The 20,848-nt window shown below is 71.0% G+C and carries 16 protein-coding genes and 2 pseudogenes; 9 read left to right on the forward strand and 9 right to left on the reverse strand.

The window, feature by feature from the left end:
* Position 1 precedes the first annotated feature (1 nt).
* A complete protein-coding gene (locus ACX25U_RS40910) occupies positions 2–1,552 on the forward strand; it encodes a 2-oxo acid dehydrogenase subunit E2 (RefSeq protein ID WP_454387684.1) in 1,551 nt (516 codons plus the stop codon).
* A gap of 1 nt (position 1,553) precedes the next feature.
* On the opposite strand, the gene ACX25U_RS40915 is transcribed toward ACX25U_RS40910, so the two are convergent.
* Positions 1,554–2,783, reverse strand: a complete 1,230-nt coding sequence (locus ACX25U_RS40915) for an RNA-guided endonuclease InsQ/TnpB family protein (protein WP_454387686.1) — start codon at positions 2,781–2,783, stop codon at positions 1,554–1,556.
* Between the two features lie 182 nt (positions 2,784–2,965).
* Between ACX25U_RS40915 and ACX25U_RS40920 the strand changes: the two genes are divergently transcribed.
* Positions 2,966–3,241, forward strand: coding sequence for an acyl carrier protein (locus tag ACX25U_RS40920; RefSeq protein WP_454387688.1), 276 nt, complete (start codon positions 2,966–2,968; stop codon positions 3,239–3,241).
* Positions 3,242–3,276: 35 nt separating this feature from the next.
* Here ACX25U_RS40920 and ACX25U_RS40925 read toward each other — a convergent pair whose 3' ends face one another.
* The 5 genes and pseudogenes from ACX25U_RS40925 to ACX25U_RS40945 form a co-directional block, all read right to left on the reverse strand.
* Positions 3,277–3,588: a hypothetical protein gene (locus ACX25U_RS40925; protein ID WP_454387689.1), complete on the reverse strand. Its 312-nt coding sequence runs from the start codon at positions 3,586–3,588 to the stop codon at positions 3,277–3,279.
* The gene (locus ACX25U_RS40930; protein ID WP_458633796.1) at positions 3,578–3,934 is read right to left on the reverse strand and encodes a hypothetical protein; all 357 of its coding nucleotides are present in this window, start codon (positions 3,932–3,934) and stop codon (positions 3,578–3,580) included. The genes ACX25U_RS40925 and ACX25U_RS40930 overlap by 11 nt, the downstream gene beginning before the upstream one ends.
* Before the next feature lie 20 nt (positions 3,935–3,954).
* Complete coding sequence (locus ACX25U_RS40935) at positions 3,955–4,206, reverse strand: alcohol dehydrogenase catalytic domain-containing protein (RefSeq protein WP_454394734.1); 252 nt, start codon at positions 4,204–4,206, stop codon at positions 3,955–3,957.
* 168 nt (positions 4,207–4,374) lie between these two features.
* Positions 4,375–5,943 carry a bifunctional aminoglycoside phosphotransferase/ATP-binding protein gene (locus ACX25U_RS40940; protein ID WP_454387692.1) on the reverse strand — a complete coding sequence of 523 codons (1,569 nt, stop codon included), beginning with the start codon at positions 5,941–5,943 and terminating at the stop codon, positions 4,375–4,377.
* A gap of 79 nt (positions 5,944–6,022) precedes the next feature.
* Positions 6,023–6,241: pseudogene (locus ACX25U_RS40945) on the reverse strand (universal stress protein); the annotation flags it as partial.
* A 196-nt stretch (positions 6,242–6,437) separates the two neighbouring features.
* Here ACX25U_RS40945 and ACX25U_RS40950 point away from each other — a divergent pair.
* Both ACX25U_RS40950 and ACX25U_RS40955 read left to right on the forward strand, forming a co-directional pair.
* On the forward strand, positions 6,438–7,256 hold the full coding sequence (locus ACX25U_RS40950; RefSeq protein WP_454387693.1) for a universal stress protein: 819 nt from the start codon (positions 6,438–6,440) through the stop codon (positions 7,254–7,256).
* A gap of 238 nt (positions 7,257–7,494) precedes the next feature.
* Positions 7,495–7,782 carry a DUF1876 domain-containing protein gene (locus ACX25U_RS40955; protein WP_454387694.1) on the forward strand — a complete coding sequence of 96 codons (288 nt, stop codon included), beginning with the start codon at positions 7,495–7,497 and terminating at the stop codon, positions 7,780–7,782.
* Between the two features lie 35 nt (positions 7,783–7,817).
* On the opposite strand, the gene ACX25U_RS40960 is transcribed toward ACX25U_RS40955, so the two are convergent.
* Complete coding sequence (locus ACX25U_RS40960) at positions 7,818–9,044, reverse strand: RNA-guided endonuclease InsQ/TnpB family protein (protein WP_454387696.1); 1,227 nt, start codon at positions 9,042–9,044, stop codon at positions 7,818–7,820.
* Positions 9,045–9,058: 14 nt separating this feature from the next.
* On the opposite strand from ACX25U_RS40960, the gene ACX25U_RS40965 reads away from it, so the two are divergent.
* On the forward strand, positions 9,059–9,217 hold the full coding sequence (locus ACX25U_RS40965; RefSeq protein WP_454387698.1) for an Arc family DNA-binding protein: 159 nt from the start codon (positions 9,059–9,061) through the stop codon (positions 9,215–9,217).
* A gap of 103 nt (positions 9,218–9,320) precedes the next feature.
* Here ACX25U_RS40965 and ACX25U_RS40970 read toward each other — a convergent pair whose 3' ends face one another.
* Positions 9,321–9,998: a CBS domain-containing protein gene (locus tag ACX25U_RS40970; protein ID WP_454387700.1), complete on the reverse strand. Its 678-nt coding sequence runs from the start codon at positions 9,996–9,998 to the stop codon at positions 9,321–9,323.
* A gap of 116 nt (positions 9,999–10,114) precedes the next feature.
* Between ACX25U_RS40970 and ACX25U_RS40975 the strand changes: the two genes are divergently transcribed.
* Positions 10,115–11,035 (forward strand): pyridoxamine 5'-phosphate oxidase family protein, encoded by a 921-nt coding sequence (locus ACX25U_RS40975; protein WP_454387702.1) that lies wholly within the window; start codon positions 10,115–10,117, stop codon positions 11,033–11,035.
* Here the strand turns inward: ACX25U_RS40975 and ACX25U_RS40980 are convergent.
* A pseudogene (locus ACX25U_RS40980) lies at positions 11,016–11,712 on the reverse strand (CBS domain-containing protein). The gene ACX25U_RS40975 and the pseudogene ACX25U_RS40980 sit on opposite strands and share 20 nt — an antisense overlap.
* Positions 11,713–11,905: 193 nt before the next feature.
* Between ACX25U_RS40980 and ACX25U_RS40985 the strand changes: the two are divergent.
* The 3 genes from ACX25U_RS40985 to ACX25U_RS40995 all read left to right on the forward strand — a co-directional run bounded on the left by ACX25U_RS40985 (position 11,906) and on the right by ACX25U_RS40995 (position 20,727).
* A complete protein-coding gene (locus tag ACX25U_RS40985; RefSeq protein ID WP_454387704.1) occupies positions 11,906–12,781 on the forward strand; it encodes a universal stress protein in 876 nt (291 codons plus the stop codon).
* Positions 12,782–12,835: 54 nt separating this feature from the next.
* The gene (locus tag ACX25U_RS40990) at positions 12,836–15,235 is read left to right on the forward strand and encodes a glycoside hydrolase family 65 protein (protein ID WP_454387706.1); all 2,400 of its coding nucleotides are present in this window, start codon (positions 12,836–12,838) and stop codon (positions 15,233–15,235) included.
* Between the two features lie 959 nt (positions 15,236–16,194).
* Complete coding sequence (locus ACX25U_RS40995) at positions 16,195–20,727, forward strand: HAD-IC family P-type ATPase (RefSeq protein ID WP_454387710.1); 4,533 nt, start codon at positions 16,195–16,197, stop codon at positions 20,725–20,727.
* Positions 20,728–20,848 lie beyond the last annotated feature (121 nt).

Consider the following 20,848-nt stretch of genomic DNA (forward strand, 5'->3'; position numbering starts at 1 on the left):
GATGACGGCGTTCACCATGCCCTCGCTCGGCGCCGACATGGACGAGGGAGTGCTGCAGGAGTGGCTCGTGAGTCCTGGGGACCGGGTGCACAAGGGCGACGTCGTGGCGGTCGTGGAGACGGACAAGGCGGCCATCGAGGTCGAGTGCTTCGAGTCCGGGACCGTGGGGCGGCTGCTCGTTGAGCCGGGGGCCCGCGTGCCGGTGGGGACACCGCTCGCGGTGATCGAGGGGGAGGCTGCGCCCGCCGTGCGGCCGCCGGGCACCCCCATGGAGCCGGTGACGGCCGGGGCGGAGGCGGTTCCGCCCAGAGCCGCCCAGCCGGTCGGGGAGGCAGTCCCGTACAAGACGCCCATGAGCGCGGAGGCCGACAGGGAACCGTCCGCACGGCACGAGCGGCCGAAACCTCGGCCGAAAGCGGCCCGCAGGCCCACACCCACCCGGGAGCCGGTACACACCGAATCCCGGAAACAGCCGACCGGACAGCACGCACCAGCGCCGCAGGAGCCGTCCGGCGAAGCCACGTCGGTCATCGGCGCCGGACCGCTCGTACGGCACCTGGCCGCGCTGCGGGGTGTCGACCTGACGACATTGCGCGGCACCGGCCGGGGCGGACGGATCACGCGTGCCGACGTGGAACATGTCCAGCCGCCCATCGCGCCCAGGGTGCGGGCCACCCCGTACGCACGGCGCCTCGCCCACGACCTCGGCGTCGACCTGACGGCGGTACGGGGCACCGGGGACGGCGGAGCCGTGCGGGCGGCGGACGTGCACACGGCCATGCACGCACGTGCCGGAGGAAACGAACCCGAGCAGCCCGATCGGCGCCCGCAGAACGACGAGCAGCGCCCGGCCGCGGCCGTACCGATCGACAGCCGCCCCGAGGACCGTACGGACACCGTACGCCGTGCCATCGCCGGCCTCATGAGCCGCTCCAAGCGGGAGATCCCGCATTACTACCTGTCCACCACCATCGACCTCACGGCGGCCGAGGACTGGTTGCGCCGGATCAACCGCGGTCGTCCGCCCGCCGACCGCCTCGTGCCCGCGGCCCTCCTGCTCAAGGCCGCCGCGGCGGCGGCGCGCGAGGTACCGGACCTCAACGGCTACTGGCAGAACGACGGATTCGCCCCCGCTTCCGAGGTCAATCTGGGCGTCGCGGTGTCGCTCCGGCAGGGCGGACTGCTCGCACCGGTGATCCACCGCGCCGACACACTGCCGCCCGACGCCCTCATGCCCCGTCTCAAGGACCTGGTCCAGCGCGCCCGCCGGGGAAGGCTGCGCGGGAGCGAGATGGCCGGCGCCACTCTGACCGTCACCAGCCTGGGCGACCAGGGCGTGGAGGCGGTGTTCGGGGTCATCCACCCGCCCCAAGTGACCCTGGTCGGCTTCGGAGCGGTCGTCGAGCGGCCCTGGGCCGCGGGCGGCATGCTCGGCGTGCGTCCGGTGGTGACCGCGACCCTGGCCGCCGACCATCGGGCCACGGACGGCGCCGTGGGCGCGCGCTACCTCACGGCGGTCGACCGGCTGCTGCAGAAACCCGAGGAGCTGTGAGTCAGTTGGCTTCCTCCCCCGCCTGAAGGCGGGGGATTCCAGCGGTCGCCCGCTGGGCTTCCTGCTTCGCCGACGACCGCCCCGTCCGGGAGGACTCCCGTTGAGGTCTTACACCGTCTCCACAGGCGGACGCCGCCAGCCCGGCGGCCAGGATGTTGCGTGCCGCGTTCACGTCGCGGTCGTGCACGGTGCCGCACTCGCACGCCCACTCCCGGACGTTCAGCGGCAGCTTCTCGCGGACCGTGCCGCAGGCCCCGCACAGCTTGCTGCTGGGGAACCAGCGGTCGATCACCACGAGTTCGCGCCCGTACCAGGCGCACTTGTACTCCAGCATGATGCGCAGTTCCGTCCAGGCCGCGTCCGAGACGGCGCGCGCGAGCCTGCCGTTCCTCAGCAGGTTGCGGACGGTGAGGTCCTCGATCACGACCGTTTGGTTCTCACGGACGAGACGAGTGGAGAGTTTGTGGAGAAAGTCCCGGCGGCGGTCGGTGATCCGCGCGTGGACGCGGGCCACCTTGCGGCGGGCCTTGGCCCGGTTGGTCGAGCCCTTCGCCTTCCGCGACAGTTCCCGTTGCGCCTTCGCCAGGCGGTCACGGTCGCGGCGCTCGTGCCGGGGGTTGACGATCTTCTCTCCGGTGGACAGGGTCACCAGGGAGGTGATCCCGGCGTCCAGGCCGACCGCCCCGTCCGTGGCCGGAGCCGACGCGATGGTGTCCTCACACAGCAGGGACACGAACCAGCGCCCCGCAGCATCGCGGGACACCGTCACCGTCGTGGGCTCTGCGCCCTCGGGCAGCGGACGCGACCAGCGGATGTCCAGCGGCCCGGCCATCTTCGCCAGCGTCAGCCGTCCGTCGCGCCACGTGAAAGCCGAGCGGGTGTACTCCGCCGATGCACGGGACTTCTTCCGGCTCTTGAAACGCGGGTACTTGGCGCGCTTGGCGAAGAAGTTGGCGAACGCCGTCTGCAGATGCCGGAGCGCCTGCTGGAGCGGGACGGAGGACACCTCGGCCAGGAAGGCGAGCTCCTCGGTCTTCTTCCACCGCGTCAGCGCGGCGGAGGACTGCACGTAGGAGATGCGGCGCTGCTCGCCGTACCAGGCGCGGGTGCGCTCCTGAAGCGCCTTGTTGTACACCAGGCGGACGCAGCCGAACGTGCGGGACAGCTCCGCTGCCTGCTCGTCCGTGGGGTAGAAGCGGTATTTGAACGCCCGCTTGACCTGCTGCGCCATTCCTCACATTCTACCAACTCCCGTATGAGTCAAGGGCGTCGACCGGTGGCCGACAGACGCCGGATCGCCCCGGCGGCGATTCGGCCTTCCCTGACCTGCTCCGCAGGAGTCCGTTTCTCCCCCGCAAGCGGGAGGTACCCCCACCCCGGCCTGAAGGCCGGGGTATCCACGGAGGAATTCCGATGAAGCCCCTGAACAAGGCGGAGGCTCTGTCAGTGATCAAGGAGTCGATCACGCAGATCATCCCCGACGCCGACTTCACTCTGGTCGAACCGGACGACAAGTTTCGCGACGTGCTCGAACTGGATTCGCTCGACTTCCTGAGCCTGGTCGAGCTGCTGTCCGAGCGCTCGGGAGTCCGTATCGACGAGGAGGACTACCCGGAACTGACCACGCTGTCGGATGCCACGCGGTTCCTGGTCAACAGGTCGAAGGACGGGACCAGCCCAGCGCCGTGAGCCCCGGCGTTCGTGCTCGCTCGGTGCCTCGGACCTCACTCGCGGTGCAGCACGACTTTCAGGGCGCCCTTGCTGGTGCCGTGTGCGAACACCCCGTAGGCGTCTTCCATTCGATCGAGACCGAAGGTGTGGGTGACCAACGAAGAGACGGGCAGGTGCCCGAACCTCATCAGCTCCGGCAGCCACGGTGTGGAGGAGGTGTCGACCTGACCCGTGTTGATCGTCGCGTTCTTGCGCCGGAGCGACTCCAGAGGCAACGTCGCCGGTTTGCCGTGCGTGCCGGCGATGTGCCCTCCCGTGCGGACGGCGCGCGTGGACAGCACGAAGCCGTCCGGATCACCTGACACCTCGATGACCAAGTCTGCGCCCGGTCCCTCGGACAGGCCGGCGATCATCTTCCCCGGCGATTCGGCGGCATCCGCCCCCCACCCGGGCAGCGGTCTCCAGCCGAGCGCCGACCAGGTCCACCACGATGATCCTGCAGGGCGAGTAGAGCCGCGCGACGACCACCGTGGCCAGGCCGACCGGGCCGGCGCCCACCACGACGACGGTGTCGCCCGGGCCGGCATGTCCGTTCCGGACCCCGACCTCGTAGGCGGTCGGGAGGAGCTCGGCGAGCAGCACCGCGCCATCGAGCGGGAAATCGGAGGAGCGCCGGGTGGCGGATTGATCGGCGAACGGCACACGCACCATCTCGGCCCGCGTGCCGTTGATCAGACTCCCCAGGATCCATCCGCCGCCCCGCGGCACTGTCCGTACCTGCCGTCGCGGCGCTCCCTGCAATGACCGCAGGCCGAGACGGACGACACGATCACCTGATCACCGGGGCGCAGGTGGTGGACCTGTCCGCCGATCTCCACGATCTCGCCGACGGCCTCGTGGCCGAGAACCGTCCCCGGCTTCACCCCGGGGAAGTCGCCCCGCCGGATGTGCGGATCACTGCCGCAGACGGTGGTGGCGTCGATTCACACGATCGCGTCGGTCGCCTCCTCGATCACAGGATCAGGGACGATGTCCCAGGAGGTGTGTGCCGGGCCGTGGTGGACGAGCGCTCGCAGCGAATTCACTTCCTCGCTCCCCCATCTTCACGGTCACCCCGCAGTGTCCGTGGGCAACACGGCCACCCGCACGCCTCAGTCCGGCTCCATGTAGGGGCGGCGGAAGAGCGGAGTCTGGCCGGTGCCCCACGGGCGTACGGCCGTCAGCACCTGAGCGACGGCGGACTCCAACGCGCCACTGGTGTCGACCGGGACGGCTTCGGGCCACGGTGGTTCCCTGGCAGCCATGACGGTGGCGATCTCGGGGCCGACGTCGGATGCGCCGGGGGCGCGTGTGCTCAGGCGGGCCGCCGACACGTCGCCCGGCACATGGCAGTGCAGCGCGACCAGGTCGGCGCCGGCGCGTTCGGCCACACGCACAGCGGCTTCACGCTGTGCGGCATCGGACCAGGTGGCGTCGAGGACGACCGATTCGCCGGAGGAGAGCAGCACGGCTGCGCGGTCGAGCAGGGTGGCGTACGTCCTGGCCGTCCTTTCGGGCGTGTACAGCCCTTCGCCGTAACCGGCCGCGGCGGACTGCTCCGTCGGGATGCCCGCCAGCTGCTTGCGGATGCGGTCGCTGCTGAGCAGGGTGACCCCCAGCCGGTCGGCCAGGGCTCCGGAGAGTGTGGACTTCCCGCTGCCCGGCAGTCCGCCGACGAGGGTGAGGCCGATGGCGGAGGTGCGCAGGTGGCGCAGCGCCATGGAAGCAAGCCGCCGCGACGCCGATTCGGCACCGGGCGTGCCCTGGCGGGTTTGAATCACCGAGACCTTGGCGCGGACGAAGGCGCGGTAGGCGACGTAGTGGTGCCACAGGGACGGGGGCGCGGGATCCCCGGAGTACTCGCCGTACCGGGCGAGGAAGTACGCCGCGGCCTCCGGGGCTCCGAGCTGTTCCAGGTCCATGGCGAGGAAGGCGGCGTCGTCCAGGCCGTCGACATGGCGGAGACGGTCGTCGAACTCCAGGCAGTCCAGGACGCGGGGACCGTCGTCGAGGCAGAAGACGTCCTCGGCGAGCAGGTCGCCGTGGCCGTCGACCACCCGTCCCTGCTCGATACGGGCGTCGAACAGCCGCTTGCGACCGGCGAGATAGCGGCGCACCAGCTGCTCGATCTCCGTCACCCCGTCGGGCACGACGCCGTCGGCGGCCAGCGCGTGAACCTGCGCGAAGCTCGCCTCCCAACGTGCCGACAAGGCATCCCGCGTGCCCTGTGCGTCCACGTCACGGCCGCGGGGTGCGGCCGCATGCCACGCGGCCAGGTGCCGGGCGACGGTTCGCAGGACATCGTCCACGGCAGCCCCTACGCGGACAAGGTGGGAGAGACGGCGATCCTCCGGCATGCGGCGCATCACCACGAGTGGTTCAGGTGCCTCCACATCGGGGCTGCGGAATTCGCCCAGGCCCACGTAGACGTCGGGGGCGAACCGACGGTTGAGGGCTATTTCGCGCTCGCACGCGGCCCGGCGCGCGGCGACCGTGGAGTAGTCCAGGAATCCCAGATCGACCGGTTTCTTCACCTTGTAGGCCCGGTCGCCGACGAAGAACAGCGTCGCGGTGTGGGTCTCGCACACACCGGCCCGCGACAGAGGCTCGCCGTCGTGCCGGGCAGCGGACTCGAGAGCGGACGTGTCGGCCCGCGACTCGCGGAGGCCGGGCTCAGTCATGAGGAACGACGGCGGCGGGGCAGCGCCCGTGATGGATGGCGGCCTGCGCCACCGGACCAAGGCAGGGCGCCAGACCGGCACGATCTTGCAGCTCCGCCTGCGCAGTGTGGACGAGGCGTTTCGCCCGGTAGTTCTGATCTGCTTCCGCAGGGACGCGGGTCGGTTCCGGACCAAGCATCGGCCACGCGTGCAGCAGCCGCAGCGGGAGTTTGCGCCTCTCGGCCTCGTCGGCGGCCCAACGTGCGGCGGCCAGACTCTCAGGCGAGCCGTCGAGGTCCATGGTGACGACTGGTTGCATGGCGGCGGCCTCCGTCTCGTAAGAAGCTGGAGGGAACGGTGCACGAGTCCGACTGTGCGGATGGTCCGGACGTCGCCTGCATACCCGGCGCGGTGAGTTCTCCCACTTCGAGGATCCCCCGGTCCTCGCCACGGCGCATGTGGACCCGTGAGGGGGGCCGGAGCCGTGGCATGCAGCAGGAGAGGAGACGGGCGCGGTGACGATTCCCCTCGTGGTGGGCGTCGACGGATCCGAGGCGAGCCTGGAGGCGGTCGACTGGGCCGCCGCCGAGGCGGCTCGGCACGGGGTCCCGCTCCATCTCCTGCACGCGGCGGCCGGTGAGCAGGAAGCGTCCGACGTGATCAGCACTGCCTCGGAGCGTGCCAGGAAGGGCGCACCAGCGGTACGGCTGTCCAGCGAGGTGTCGTACGAGAACGCGGCCTCCGCCCTGGTCGGCCATGGGCGCAACGCCTTCGCGCTGGTGCTGGGGGACAGGGGACTCGGAGATCTTTCCGGCATGCTCCTCGGCTCGGTCAGCCTCGCCGTGGCGGCACGCGCCGACTGCCCGGTCGTGGTGGTCCGGGGCACTCCGGACAATCGCGATGCCCGTTTCGGAAGTGTCGTCGTGGGTGTCGAGGACGGGGAGGGCAGCGGCACGGCCGTGGACTTCGCATTGCGCGAGGCCCATGTGCGGCGCTGCCAACTCGTGGCGCTGCACGCCTGGAGCGCACCGTCCGGTGCTTGTACGACACCGCAGGCCCCGTCGTGGCAGTTGGAAGCCCACCGGCGCCCGCCGGCCCAAGTGCTCGACGACGCCCTGCGCCGCCCTGCAGAAAAGTACCGTGACGCCACGGTGAGCCGGCGATTGATCGAGAAACCGGCACGCCCGGCACTTCTGGAGGCCGCGTCAACGGCGGATCTGCTGGTCGTGGGCGCCCGGCGGCGACTCGGACACCCGGGCCTGCAGCTCGGCCTGATCAATCACGCACTGCTGCATCACGCACCGTGTCCCGTCGCCGTCGTCCCCCAGATGTGACCGCCGCAGGACGAGAGAGACGGAGCGTCGGCTTCCGGGCCGGTCGCCGGTCCCACAGGGACCTTCGGCCCCGTGACCGAAGACAGCTGTCGTCCGATCGTGGGAAGACCAGGTACCGGCCAGTGGCCCGCTGGAGGCCGACCACCTGGTTCCGAGACATCCCGTCCGTCCGCTGATGGACATCAAGCGCCGCTGTCCGTAGTGGAGTTCAGCAGGTCGCGGAAGCGAGGAGAGAACGATGTCGCACACAGGGCAGTGGAAGGTACGTCTCGACCTCTTCGAGGAGGACGACGGAACGACGAAGGCACACCTGGTGCTGGACACTGGCACCACGGCGCTCACCGGCCACGGAACCGCGCACTGCAATCCGGCGGACACGAACGTCCCGGAGATCGGCGACGAACTGGCGGCGGGCAGGGCCATGATCGACCTCGCTCACCAGTTGCTGGAGACCGCCGAACACGACATCCAGGGCATGCCTGCCCTCCGGCCCAGCACCCGTCAGTCCACTGGACAACCCTCTTGACGTCCTCCCCGCCCTGAAGGGAGGGGATTCCTGGCTCAGGCCGCCTCTGGGAGCAGCGCCCCCGGGGGTCTTACGCCCTCGACACCAGCCGGGTTGAGACCAGCCCGGACCAGCATCACGCGGGCGGAGTTCTTGTCCCGGGAGGAGACGGCTCCGCACGCGGTGCAGGTATAGGTGCGTTCCGACAGCGGCAGTGCGTGCTTGGTTCTCGCTCCGCACGATCCGCAGTCCATGGTGGTGTGCGCGGGGTGCACCAGACGCACATCCCGCGCATGCTTGCGGCCCATCTCGATCAGCGCCGTCTTCGTGGCGCCGATCGCCGCGTCGGCGGCTTTGCGAGCCATGGTGGTCTTGGCGAGGAATTTCGGGCGGAAGTCCTCGACAGCGATCGCGTCGTGGTCGCGCACGACGCGCTTGGCCCACTTGCGGGCGGTGTCCTGCCGCTGCCGGGCCACCTTCTTGTGCAGCTTCGCGGTCTGCCGCTGGGCTTCGCGGTAGCCCTTGGACGCGGCCTGCCCCTTGGCGGGGCGGCGGCGGGCCATCATCCGCTGGTAGCGGGCGAGGCGTTGCGCCGCACGCTTGCCATGCCCGGCGTGGGGGAGGTCGTGGACATCGCTCGTGGTAGTGGCGGTTTCCTTGACGCCCCAGTCCACGCCGAGGACGGCTCCCGTCTCCGGGAGAGGCTGGGCTTCGGTGGCGACGACGAACGAGGCGTACCAGTGCCCGACCGCGTCACGGTACACGCGCACCGAGGATGGCGCGGACGGGAGTTCGCGGGACCACACCACGGTCAGGACGATGCCGCCGGCCAGGTGCAGGCGGCCGTCCTTCAGGCGGAAGCCCCGGGTCGTGTAGTTCAGCGTGGGCAGAGCCTCACGCTTCTTCTTCACCCTGGGCATGCCTGCGCGCTGCCGCATGGGCAGGCGCTTCTCGATGTCCTTCAGTGCCTTGGAGCGGGACTTGGCGAAGTCCCTGATGATCTGCTGTTGCGGTACCGAGGCACCGTCACGGAGCCACGACAGCTCGGCGCGGGCCTCGGTCAGCATCTTGTCGAGCTGGGCCGGGCCGCACGTCGGCTTGTCGTCCGGGTGCGCGCGGTTGTGGGCGTGTACCTGCCGGGACTTGGCGACGCATTCGTTCCAGATCCAGCGGCAGCGGCCCCATTCGGCAAGCAGCGCGGTGCGGGCGGTCGACGACACGCGAAGCCGGTAGGTGTACCGGGCACGCCCGGTATCCTCCTCAGCTTTCCGTGGTGTCGTCATGGCATCATTTTAGCATGGAAGACGAGAAGCGGATCTCTCTCCGCCTGCCAGCGGCCCTGCATACACGCCTCGTTGAGGAGGCGCGGGCCGACCGGCGGTCCCTCAACTCTGAGATCGTCCACCTGCTTGAGGTCGCGCTCGGCCCGGTTGGTGGAGACGACCAATCGCCCTGACGGCGATTGCTCTATCCCATGCCCCGCTACGCGGGAGCTTCGATTCCTCCCCGCCCTGAAGGACGGGGCATCCTCGAAGGAGACCAGGTGAATCCGCACAGAGTCAAAGCGTCCCGGTGGGTGAATTCCGGGTGTCGTCCGTCCGGAAGGCCATCTGCGTGGTGACTGAGACCACGCCGTCGACGCCCCGGCACAACTGCTCGATGACGGGGATCAGACTCCTCTGCTCCACGGTGCCTGCAAGGGTGACCCGCCCATCGCGCACCTCCGCGGTCACGTCTCGTGGATCGAGCCCCAAGGTGCGTCGCAAAAGATCCCCGGTGATCTCCTCGCGGATGGCCTCGTCACGGCGAAGGAAGATCCGCAGCAGATCACCACGACTGACGATGCCCAAGAGCCGATCGGCTTCGTCGACCACAGGCAGCCGTTTGACATCTTGGGTCTCCATGAGGCGGGCAGCCTCGACCACGGTCCACTCGGGCCGCGCGCACACCGCGGGAGCGGACATCAGCTCCTCGGCCCGGGCCCCCTCGGCCTTGGCACGCTCCCACGCCTCAAGATGCGGAATGGGGGTCCTGCCCGACGGGTCGGCCTGGTCGGCGCTCTTGCGAAGCAGATCGGCCTCGGACACCACGCCCATCGGACGGTCGAGCTCGTCCACCACGGGCACGGCGGTGACGTCGTTCTCCTCCAGCAGCCTGACGAGCTCCTTGAACGGCGTGTCGGGCCGTGCCCGGACGACGTCCCGGGACATGAGCTCCTCGACTGTTCGGTGGTGCATGTCGCCTCCCGGGTGCGGGACACCCACCTCGCGGATACGGGGCCGCCGCCCCGTGCGGCGGTGTGGCCCGCGTGGCAGGTTGGATACAGCACCATTCTGAGGAGAGGGCGGCGATCATGCGAGCTCACCTCGGCGACCAACTCATCATCGAGAGTCCGGCGACCGGCGTAGCCAGGCGCGACGGCGAGATCGTCGGCCTCCACCACGAGGATGGAACACCCCCCTACGACGTGCGCTGGTCGGACACGGACGAGGTGACGCTCGTGTTCCCCGGCCCCGACGCCCATATCCACCACCTTGAGCATGGGGAGCCCGTGGCCGCGCACCAGACAGTGCCGGACACGCAGAGGAGGGCTGCCGTCTCCACGGCGCCCCAGTCAAGCGGGCCGAACAATCCCGGCGACATTGGCCGACGCGTGGCCGTCGAACGCCGGCGGCGCGGGCTCAGCCGGGAGGAGACTGCCGGCCGCGCCCGGATGTCGCTCCATTACCTGGCCTACCTGGAGGAAAGGCCTGCCGACCCCACCTCGGCGACTCTCATCAGGCTGGCGGACGCCCTGGGCACCACGGTCGCCGCACTGCGTGGCGGAGGCATCGATCTCCCGCCCGGTCAGGGTCACGCCTTGCTGCACCCCCAGCTGCGCGACCTCGCCCCAAAGGAGTGCCGCACCCTGCTCTCCACGCACGGCGTGGGGCGCGTCGCGGTGTCGGCGTCCGACGGCCGCCCGGTGGTCGTCCCGGTCAATTACGAGGTCGTCGACGACGCCATCGTCTTCCGGACCGCGCCCGACTCCGTGACGGCGGCGGCAGCGGAGAGGGAGGTCGCCTTCGAGGTCGACCACGTGGACGAGGCCCTGAGCCAGGGCTGGAGCGTGCTCGCCGTCGGCCCGGCAAGTGTGGTGACGGACCCCGAGGCCGTGCGCAGGCTCATCCAGCACGCGCACACGACACCGTGGCCGGGCGGAGAGCGCGAGATGTGGGTGTCGATCCGGCCCACGAGCCTGACGGGTCGGCGGATCACTCCGGCCGATCAGTAGACGGCCACGGTTCACTCGGATCCTTGCCACTGAGCCGGGACTCGACGCCCACCACGCCCTCCAACCCGCTCACGAGGCGCTCGGCAACCCAGATCAGCCCAGATCAGCGAGGTGTCGTGGACAGGCCCGCGAAGCACGAGGACCCCGTCCCGCACAGACACGTGGATGGCATGGGCGTGCATGGGAAACAGGTAGGACACCACCGTGCGGCGGACCTCCTCCTCGATGTCCTCGTCCGACCGCAGGAAGACCTTCAACAGGTCGCCACGGCTGACGATGCCACGCAATCCGTCCTCGTCATCGACAACGGGGAGCCGCTTGATGCGATGCACGGCCATGAGCCGGGCCGCCTGGGAGAGGGTGTCGTCCGGGCTGACCGTGACAGCGGGCGTGCTCATCAGCTCCTCAGCAGTCATGCCCTCCGCCTTGGTCAGGTCCGCCCGGCGCCGGATCCGCTCGAAGCGGGTGAGCTCGTGGTCCCGGAACTCCTCCTTGGGCAGCAGGTCGGCCTCCGAGACCACACCGACCACCCGCCCCTCGCCACCCACGACCGGGACGGCACTCACATGCCGCTCGTCCATGGTTCGCACGATCTCCTTGAACCGCGCCTCGCGCCCGACGGCGACCGCGGGCGCGGTCATCACATCGCTCACGATGTGCGGGGCAGTGACAGGCATGTCCTCGGTCCTTGCAAGGCGTGCCGGAAGGGTGGGCTCGGCCATTTCCTCAAGCGTCATCGCGACCGGGCCCGCGGCCAACCGGCCGGACATCCCCCCTCCGGGCCCTGCGGCGTGTCGCGGCGCCGACCAGGCAGTGCGACGGTATTCACAGGGGGGCTCTCGCAGCCGGGCGGCGAAGGCGGTGACGGCGATGGAACTCCCACTGGTGGTCGGCGTCGACGGATCGGACTCCAGTCTGACGGCGGTCGACTGGGCGGTGGACGAGGCGGCACGGCACGGACTGCCCCTCCACCTTGTCCATGCCTCCCTGTGGGAGATCTACGAGGGAGCCCAGCCGTCCTTCAGCACCGACCGTCCGGCCGAGGAGGTCATGGCCGAGCACATCGTCGCTTCCTGCGTGGAACGCGCCCGGCGTCGCAATCCCGAGGTCAAGGTCACGAGCAAGGCACTGCCCGAGGACGCCGTGTCCGCGTTGTTGCGGGCGGGGCCCGAGGCATCTGCCCTGGTGACGGGCTCACGTGGGCGCGGAGAGATCGCCGGCATGCTGCTGGGATCCGTCAGTCTGGCGGTGGCGGCTCGCGCCGTGTGCCCGGTCATCGTGATTCGTGGTGCGGAACCCAACCGTCGGGGGGCCTTCGGCCGCATCGTGGTGGGGATCGGTGACGCGACCGGCGGTGCGGCGGCCGTACGGTTCGCCGTCCGCGAGGCCGAGGTGCGCGGCTGCGCCTTGATGGCCGTGAGGGCCTGGCGCAACCCGTCGCAGGAGCCCGTGGACCACATGCTGATCGCGGACGACGCCGCCCGGCTGCGGGAGGAGCGGGCCGCGACCGGTCTCGACGACGCACTGCGCGAGGCCATACGGGAGTCCCCCCAGGTCGATGTCCATCGTCGGCCGGTCGAAGGCCCCGCCCACCGCGTTCTCCTGAAGGCATCGGCCGAGGCCGACCTGGTCGTTGTCGGTGCTCAGCGCCGGCACGGCCACTTCGGCCTGCAACTCGGCAGGGTCGCTCACGCCCTGTTGCACCACTCGGACTGCCCGGTCGCCGTCGTCCCCCAGCCTGTCTGAGGCTCGCCGCTCGTGCCTGAGCCCCACGGCCTGCCGAGGAGAGGGAAGTGGCGGATGTCGGAATGGACATGGGAGTGGAAGGGCTACGACCCCACTGCCGAGCGGCTGCGTGAGTCCCTCTGCACCCTCGGCAACGGCTACTTCGCCACACGGGGCGCGCTGCCCGAATGTCGCGCCGGCCTGGTGCACTACCCAGGGACCTATGTGGCCGGTTGCTACAACCGTCTGGAGTCGACCGTGACCGGGCGGCAGGTGGTGAACGAGGACCTGGTCAACCTCCCGAACTGGCTGCTTCTCCGGTTCCGTATACGCCGTGCGCAAGGCGCGTGGGGCTCGTGGTTCTCCCCCAGCACGCACGCCTTCGTGGACCACCAGCACGTTCTGGATCTGCGACGCGGCACGCTCACCCGCTCCTTCCGCCACAGGAACGACGAGACGGGTCTGCTCAGCGTCGAGCAGACCCGCCTGGTGCACATGGGCGATCCCCACCTGGCCGCGCTGCGGACGGTCCTCACTGCCGAGGACTGGTCCGGGGAGATCGAGATCGAAAGCTCCCTGGACGGCGAGGTGATCAACGGCAATGTGCACCGCTACCGCGCCCTCGACCATCACCATGTCAGCCGTGTGCGAACCGGCACACGGGAGCCCCACACGGTGTGGCTGAGCTGCCGGACCAGCTCTTCGGACATCGCTGTCGCCCTGGCCTCGCGGACGACGGTCTTCGCCGACCAGGCTCCGGCCTTATCGGTGCTTCGTTCGACGCACCACCGTGCCGTTCACCGTCTGATCGTCCCGATCGCTCCTGGCCGGCCCGTCACCGTGGACAAGACCGTGGCGCTGCACACCTCACGGGACACGGCGATCAGCGACCCGCTCGGCGAAGCCGTCGACCGGGTCTCCACAGCGGCGGAGTTCCCCACCTTGCTGGACTCGCATGTCGCCGCATGGCAGCGGCTGTGGCGACGGGCGGACCTCCAGGTGCCCGGCGAGGCCGGCCGCATCCTGCGCTTCCATCTCTTCCACGTGCTGCAGACGCTCTCACCGCACACTGCGGACCTGGACGTGGGCGTCCCTGCCCGGGGACTGCACGGCGAGGCGTACCGGGGGCATGTCTTTTGGGACGAGCTCTTTGTCCTTCCCTATCTCAACCTGCACTTCCCGGAGGTCTCCCGGGGGCTGCTGAACTACCGCTACCGGCGGCTCCCCCGGGCCTGCAGAGCGGCGGCCTCGGTCGGCCGGGCAGGGGCGATGTATCCGTGGCAGAGCGGAAGCGACGGCCGTGAGGAGTCCCAGGAGTGGCATCTCAATCCGGCCTCGGGCCGCTGGCTGCCGGACCACTCCCGCCTCCAGCACCATGTGGGTTCGGCGATCGCCTACAACGTCTGGCAGTACTGCCAGGCCACCGGCGACACGGAGTACCTGTACACCAGGGGCGCGGAGATGCTGCTGCAGATCGCGCGCTTCTGGGCGGACTTCGCGGTCTTCGACTCCGACACGGGCCGCTACCGGATCCGCGGTGTCGTCGGCCCCGACGAATACCACGACAGCTACCCGGAGGCCGCGGAGCCGGGGCTGGACGACAACGCCTACACCAACATCACCGCCGCCTGGGTTCTGACCCGCACCCTGGAACTCCTGCGGCGACTTCCCGCATGGCGGCGCGAGGAACTGTTCCACCGGGTCCGGCTGGACGCCGGCGAGCCGGCGGCGTGGGAGGAGGTCTCCCACCGCTTGCGGGTGCCGTTCCACGAGGGCGTCATCAGCCAGTTCGAGGGCTACGACGACCTCGCCGAGCTCGACTGGGACGCCTACCGGGCGCGCTACGGCAGCATCCGGCGGCTGGACCGCATCCTCGAAGCCGAAGGGGACACCGTCAACCGCTACAAGGCGTCCAAGCAGGCCGACGTTCTCATGCTCGGCTACCTGCTCTCGCCCGCCGAGTTGCGGGCTCTGTTCCGGCGTCTCGGATACGACCTGGACGACGACGTCTGGCGCAGAACGGTGGACTACTACCTGCAGCGCACCAGCCATGGCTCGACCCTCAGCGAACTCGTCCACGGTCTGGTCCTCGCCAAGGCCAGGAGGGCGGACGCATGGCAGTACGTCCATGAGGCGCTGGAGGCGGACATCGCCGACATCCAGGGCGGCACCACCGGCGAGGGCATCCACCTCGGAGCCATGGCCGGAACCCTGGACTTGGTGCAGCGTGGTTTGACGGGCCTGGAGACACGCGAAGACGCGCTGTGGCTGGACCCGGTACCTCTCCCAGCTGTCTCCGAGTACGGGTTCACGGTGCACTACCGCGGTCATTGGGGCGTCGGCGTGCGACGCCGGAGCGAGCAACTGGAAATCAGCGTGCCGGACTCGGAGGAGTCTCCGATTCGCGTGATGCTGGCCGACCGCGCGGTGACCATCACACCCGGGGAAACCTGCTCGCTCGTAATACCGCAATGATTTCCGGTGCAGTGGCATGCTGTGTCGACGCAGACCGCTCTTACGGTAACGATCTGCCTGTCACGTCGGGACACTTGCTGTCAGCGCACCTTGTCGAAGAACTCGCGGACGTCGCCGGCGAGGAGCGGCCGGTTCCGCGGAGGCGCTACGCGGAACCGGATCACCATGCTTTGTCAACGGCCGTGCCGGCTTGCCACGGCCGCCGTCACAATGCTTCGCTCGGGGCTGGGCATGGGCGCTCTTGAGCGGGGAGGCGGGACCTATGCGGTGGCGTCTTTCCCGGCGGTGGTGCGAGTTTCGGCCTCAGGTGCAGGGGCCGGCGTGGCGGGTGCGGGGGTGAGCACTCCTCCGCGGCGCAGGACTGCGTATCCGATGGCGATGCCGGCGGCCACGGGCCATTCCAGGATGCCGACTGCACCGAGAGTTCCGAGGCCGAGGTAGAGGGGGAGTCCGCCTTTGGCGGGCAGAACGCGTTGAGCCACCCTGACGGGCGTCGTGGCAGCTTGGGTGACGGTGGAGACGGCGCGGCCGACGGGGATGGTGACGGTGAAGGTGTGCCAGTCGCGCCGGTGAGGGGAAAGCGGTGCCTCCTCGTGCCCGGCGGATGGGCCGCTCGGAGTTTCGGCAGTCTGGGTGGGGGTGTGCTGAGCGGGGGAGCTCACGGTTTCCTCCCAAGGACACTGTCTCTTTTGTGATTAAAGTTACGCATTTGGTGATTATCATGCTTTGAGGCTCGTGGTGCTGTCTGGGGGGTCCAGGGACCTCCGAATGGCGTCGGTGCCACGGGACTCGCCGTGCTCAGCCCATGTCCCTTGCCCACCCCAGAGCAGGAGGTGCCGGTGCCGCTGTGGAGTGGAGTTCTGCCACCCGTGTCTGGCCTGGTCTCCCCACCGGCCCCGTGGAGCGTGCTGGGCGGGACCGTGGAAGGCGCTGCTGGTGTGGTCCGCCGGAGCCGGCAAGTGGTGGGGGATGCCCTGCGCGGTCTGCCGACCGGTCTTGCCGAGGTGGCCGCTGTGCTGGGGGATGCCGGCCAGGGCCGCGCACGGCGGCGGGTGTGGTCGTGTGGGGGCAGGGCGCATATCGAGGTACGCGGTCTGAGTGGACGCGGGGAGCGGCATGACCGGCTGGTCTGCGGGCTGCGCACGGCGTTGCGCGCGGTGGAGGGGGTGCGCTGGGCGGAGGTGAACGCGGTGCTGGGGCAGGTGGTGGTCGACGCCGACGAAGGCCGCGTCGGCGTCGACCGGCTGGTGGAGCTGGTGGGGCGGGTGGAAGAGGCGCACGGCAGTGGCGGGGAGCCGTTCGCGGGCCATCGTCCGTATCCGCCGTTCGATACGGCGCCGGCGGTGCTGACCGGGGTGTCGCTGGCCGCGGACTGCCTGGGGCTGGTGGTGGCTGCGGCTCGTCGGGTGATGCCGCTGCCCGCACTTCCGCCCGGGCTGCGGGTGCCGGTGGTGGTGGCGGAGACCCAGCCACGGCTGCGCCGCATGCTGGAGGAGCGGCTGGGCCCGGCGCATGCCGCGATGCTGTTGGGGGTGGCCAACGCAGTGGTGCACTCCCTGACCAAGGGGGCGGCGCCGTTGGCCCTGGATGCGGTGCAGCGTCTGTGTCAGCTTGCTGAGATCCGCAGTCGGCAGGCCGTGTGGCGCCTGCGGGAGGGCGAACTGGTGGGGACCGGCCAGGGGCTGCCGCGCCGGGCGCCCGAGCCGAGGCCCCGGCCGGTGCCGCTGCCCGCCGGCCCGGTGGAGAGGTGCGGGCAGCGGACCTCGCTGGCCGCGCTGCTGGGAGCTGGAGGGGTGCTGGCGTGGACCCGCAGTCCCGAGCAGGCCGCGCAGGCGATCTTGGCGACCGTGCCGAAGGCCGCGGGCATGGGCCGGGAGGCCTTCAGCGCACGGCTGGGCCGTGACCTGGCCCGCGACGGCGTGGTGCCCATGGACGGGACCGCCTTGCGACTGCTGGACCGGGTCTCGACCGTCCTGATCGACTCGGCCGTCCTGTGCGCCTCCCGCCCCCGGCTGCTGTCGGCCGCCGCCACCGGCTACCTGGACGAGGCCGACGTGTGGGGCGCCGCGCAGGCCGCGCTGGCTGACCGGTCCCTGCAGGAGCTGTGCGGGCAGGGGCCGTGGAGCTGCGACGGGTGGCGGCTGGAGCGCCCCGCCGACGCACCCCGAGGGCGACCGGATGCCCCCTCGGGACTGCCGTTGGACCTGCGCGACCCAAGCGGGCGGTGCCAGGGCCGGATCCTGGTCGGCTGCGAACTCGACCCCCTGGCCGAGGCCCTGCTCGCAGCGGCCCGCTCCCACACCCGCCGCCTGCTGCTCACCGAGCACGCAAGCGCCGGGGAACTGCTTCCCTGGGCCGATCAGGCCCTGCCGGTGTCCGCCCCGCTCCCCGAGGAGGTGCGGCGCCTGCAAGGCAACGGGCAGGTCGTCCTGGTGCTCACTGCCGCCCAGGACCAGGCGCTGGCCGCCGCGGACATCGGAGTCACCGTGCTGCCCAACCCCAGCCCCGGCGTCGGCGCTGCAGGCGGGGTGTGCTGGTCGGCGGACCTGATCTGCGGCCCCGGCCTGACGCAGGCCTGGCGCATCCTGGCCGCCTTGGACGAAGCCCACCAGGTCAGCAGCACCTCCGCTCGCCTGTCCCAGGGCGGCTCCGCCCTGGGAGCGCTGATCGCCGCCTCCCGCACCCGCCGTACGGTGGCCGGCCTGACCACCTCACCGATCCATGGCGCGGCCTTCCTCGCCCAGCTCGGTGGTCTCCGTGCGGCCCACCGCCTGGCCCGCCGGCCCCTGCCACCGGCCCGCATCCGCATCGCTTGGCACGCCTTGGGGGCCCGCGAGGCCTTCGACATCCTCCACGAAGCCCTCGGCGAAAGCCCGGCCGGTCGGCAGACGGCCGAGTCCCCTGCCGTACCGCCCCGTCCCTCGCGTGGCGTCCTCCGCGACACCATCCACGCCGCGGCCGGGGCCGTCGGCCGGGCCACGGCGGCCCGGGGGGCCGCCCAGTTACTGACCGCGGTACGCGAGGAACTGCGCGACCCCCTCACCCCCGTGCTGGCCCTGGGCGCTGCCGCCTCCGCCGCCGTGGGCTCCAGCATCGACTCGGTCCTGGTCGGCGGCGTGATGGCCGGCAACGCCGTGATCAGCGGCGTCCAGCGGCTGCACGCCGAACGCGCCCTGCACGGCCTGCTCCTGGAAGAACAGCAGACCGCCCGACGAGCCTGCTGGACGCCTCCTGCCGCCGCGGCGGCTTTGGATCGGTCCCGGTTCTTCACCGGCTTGGCCGGCGCCCCCGTGCGGACCGTCCCCGCCCGGGATCTGCGGGTCGGGGACATCATCGCGCTGGGGCCCTCGGACGTCGTCCCGACCGACGCCCGGTTGCTGGTCGGCGACCGCCTGGAGATCGACGAGGCGAGCCTGACCGGCGAGTCCGTCCCGGTCGCCAAGGGCCCGGCGGCCACCCCCGGCGCCGACCTGGCCGAGCGGTCCTGCATGGTCTACCAGGGATGCACCGTGCTGGCCGGCACCGGCTACGCCGTGGTGGTGGCCACCGGGGCCCAGACCGAGGCCGGCCGCGCCGCCGACCTGGCCGGCACCGCCACCACCCCACCCGGCATCGAAGGCCACCTGGCCGCACTGACCCGGACCGCGCTGCCCGCGGTCGGCATCGGCGGCGCTGCCGTCACCCTCCTGGGCCTGCTGCGCGGGGTGCCGGTCCGCCAAGCGCTCGCCTCCGGGGTGGCCATCGCGGTCGCCGCCGTCCCCGAAGGCCTCCCGCTGGTCGCCACCGTCGCCCAGTCCGCCGCCGCCCGCCGCCTGGCCCGGCACGGGATCCTGACCCGCTCCGCCCGTGTCCTGGAAGCCCTCGGCCGCCTCGACGTCGTCTGCTTCGACAAGACCGGCACCCTCACCCAAGGCCGACTGACCGTCACCCGCCTGGCCACAGGCGACCACGATCTGCACATGGACAGCCCACCCGGCCGTCACCTGCTGCAGACCGCGGCCCGCGCCTGCCCGAAGCCCGAGACCGGCCAGGCGTTGCCCCACGCCACCGACCAGGCCGTCCTTGACGCCACCACCACCCACGGCGGTCCAGACCCCACCTGGCAACCGGTCACCGAGCTGCCCTTCGAAGCCGGCCGCGGCTACTCCGCCTGCCTGGGCACCGAATCCGGGACCCCCTACCTCGCCGTCAAAGGAGCACCCGAGACCGTCCTCGCCCGATGCACCACCACCCTCACCACACCCCCCGAACCCGGCCGCGACAGCACCGTCCCCCTCGACCCGGCCCGGCGCCGCGCCGCCCATCACCTGGTGCGGCGCCTGGCCTCCCACGGGCTGCGGGTCCTCGCGGTCGCCCAGAGCAGGCCGGCCTCACCCGCAAGCCTCAGCAGCGAGGTGGACGAGCTGGCCCACGACCTGACCCTGCTCGGCTTCCTCGCCCTGGCCGACCCCCCGCGCCCCGGAGCCGCGGAAACCGTCAAACGCCTGACAAAAGCCGGGGTCCGGACCGTCATGATCACCGGCGACCACCCCGCCACCGCCGCCACCATCGCCCGCGAACTGGGCATCCCCCAGGCCGACACCCCCCTCACCGGCGCCGAACTGGACACCCTGCCCGAACCGGTCCGTCTCCAGCGGATCGCCCAGACCGCGGTCTTCGCCCGCGTCTCCCCCGAACACAAGGTCCGCATCGTCCACGCCCTGCAACGCGCCGGGCACGTCGTGGCCATGACCGGCGACGGCGCCAACGACGCCGCCGCCATCCGCCTGGCCGACGTCGGCATCGGCCTGTCTGCCCACGGCTCCACCTCCGCCCGCGCCGCCGCCGACCTCGTGCTGGCCGACCCCGACCCCACCCGCATCCTCCATGCCCTCACCGAGGGCCGTACCCTGTGGCGCAGCGTGCGCGACGCGGTCGCGGTCCTGGTCGGCGGCAACGCCGGCGAGGTTGCCTTCACCGTGCTCGGCACCGCCCTGTCCGGCCGCGCTCCCCTGGGCACCCGCCAGCTGTTGCTGGTCAACCTGCTCACCGACATGCTGCCCGCCCTGGCCGTCGCCCTCGCCCCGGCCCACAAGTCCCAACCCGGCGAAGACCCCCTGGCCGACGGGCCTGTCGCCTCCTCACTCGGACAGGACCTGGCCCGCGTCCTGGCCGTGCGCGGCGCCGCCACCACCCTCGGCGCCATCGCCGCCTGGCAGGTCGGCCGCATCACCGGCCTGCCACGGCGCGCCGACACCATGGGCCTGGCCGCGCTGGTGGGCACCCAACTCGGCCAGACCCTCATCACCGACTGGCGCAGCCCTCTCGTCCTGGCCACTGCCGCCCTATCCGCAGCAGTACTCCTCGCCGTCGTGGAAACCCCCGGCATCAGTCACTTCTTCGGCTGCACCCCCCTGGGCCCCCTCGCCTGGGCCACCGTCGCCGCCTGCTCGGCCACCGCCACCCTCGCAGCCGCCTTCGCCCCCCGCCTCCTCACCCACCAGCCCGCCTGAACAACCCTGGAAACGGCAGCCACGGCCGACCAAGCAACCTGCTCGCCGGGAGCACGGTCCAAGGACGCCCTGCCACCACTGTTCCCTCTATGCAGACGTCGACAGCCCCCGGCCTCCTTTG

This window comes from Streptomyces sp. JNUCC 63 (assembly GCF_054366325.1).

Excerpts from the sequence above, each read along its gene's own strand:
- ACX25U_RS40910 (WP_454387684.1), top strand. The coding sequence starts at position 2 with ATGACGGCGTTCACCATGCCCTCGCTCGGCGCCGACATGGACGAGGGA.
- ACX25U_RS40915 (WP_454387686.1), bottom strand. The coding sequence starts at position 2,783 with ATGGCGCAGCAGGTCAAGCGGGCGTTCAAATACCGCTTCTACCCCACG.
- ACX25U_RS40920 (WP_454387688.1), top strand. The coding sequence starts at position 2,966 with ATGAAGCCCCTGAACAAGGCGGAGGCTCTGTCAGTGATCAAGGAGTCG.
- ACX25U_RS40930 (WP_458633796.1), bottom strand. The coding sequence starts at position 3,934 with ATGGTGCGTGTGCCGTTCGCCGATCAATCCGCCACCCGGCGCTCCTCC.
- ACX25U_RS40940 (WP_454387692.1), bottom strand. The coding sequence starts at position 5,943 with ATGACTGAGCCCGGCCTCCGCGAGTCGCGGGCCGACACGTCCGCTCTC.
- ACX25U_RS40955 (WP_454387694.1), top strand. The coding sequence starts at position 7,495 with ATGTCGCACACAGGGCAGTGGAAGGTACGTCTCGACCTCTTCGAGGAG.
- ACX25U_RS40960 (WP_454387696.1), bottom strand. The coding sequence starts at position 9,044 with ATGACGACACCACGGAAAGCTGAGGAGGATACCGGGCGTGCCCGGTAC.
- ACX25U_RS40965 (WP_454387698.1), top strand. The coding sequence starts at position 9,059 with ATGGAAGACGAGAAGCGGATCTCTCTCCGCCTGCCAGCGGCCCTGCAT.
- ACX25U_RS40970 (WP_454387700.1), bottom strand. The coding sequence starts at position 9,998 with ATGCACCACCGAACAGTCGAGGAGCTCATGTCCCGGGACGTCGTCCGG.
- ACX25U_RS40975 (WP_454387702.1), top strand. The coding sequence starts at position 10,115 with ATGCGAGCTCACCTCGGCGACCAACTCATCATCGAGAGTCCGGCGACC.
- ACX25U_RS40985 (WP_454387704.1), top strand. The coding sequence starts at position 11,906 with ATGGAACTCCCACTGGTGGTCGGCGTCGACGGATCGGACTCCAGTCTG.
- ACX25U_RS40990 (WP_454387706.1), top strand. The coding sequence starts at position 12,836 with ATGTCGGAATGGACATGGGAGTGGAAGGGCTACGACCCCACTGCCGAG.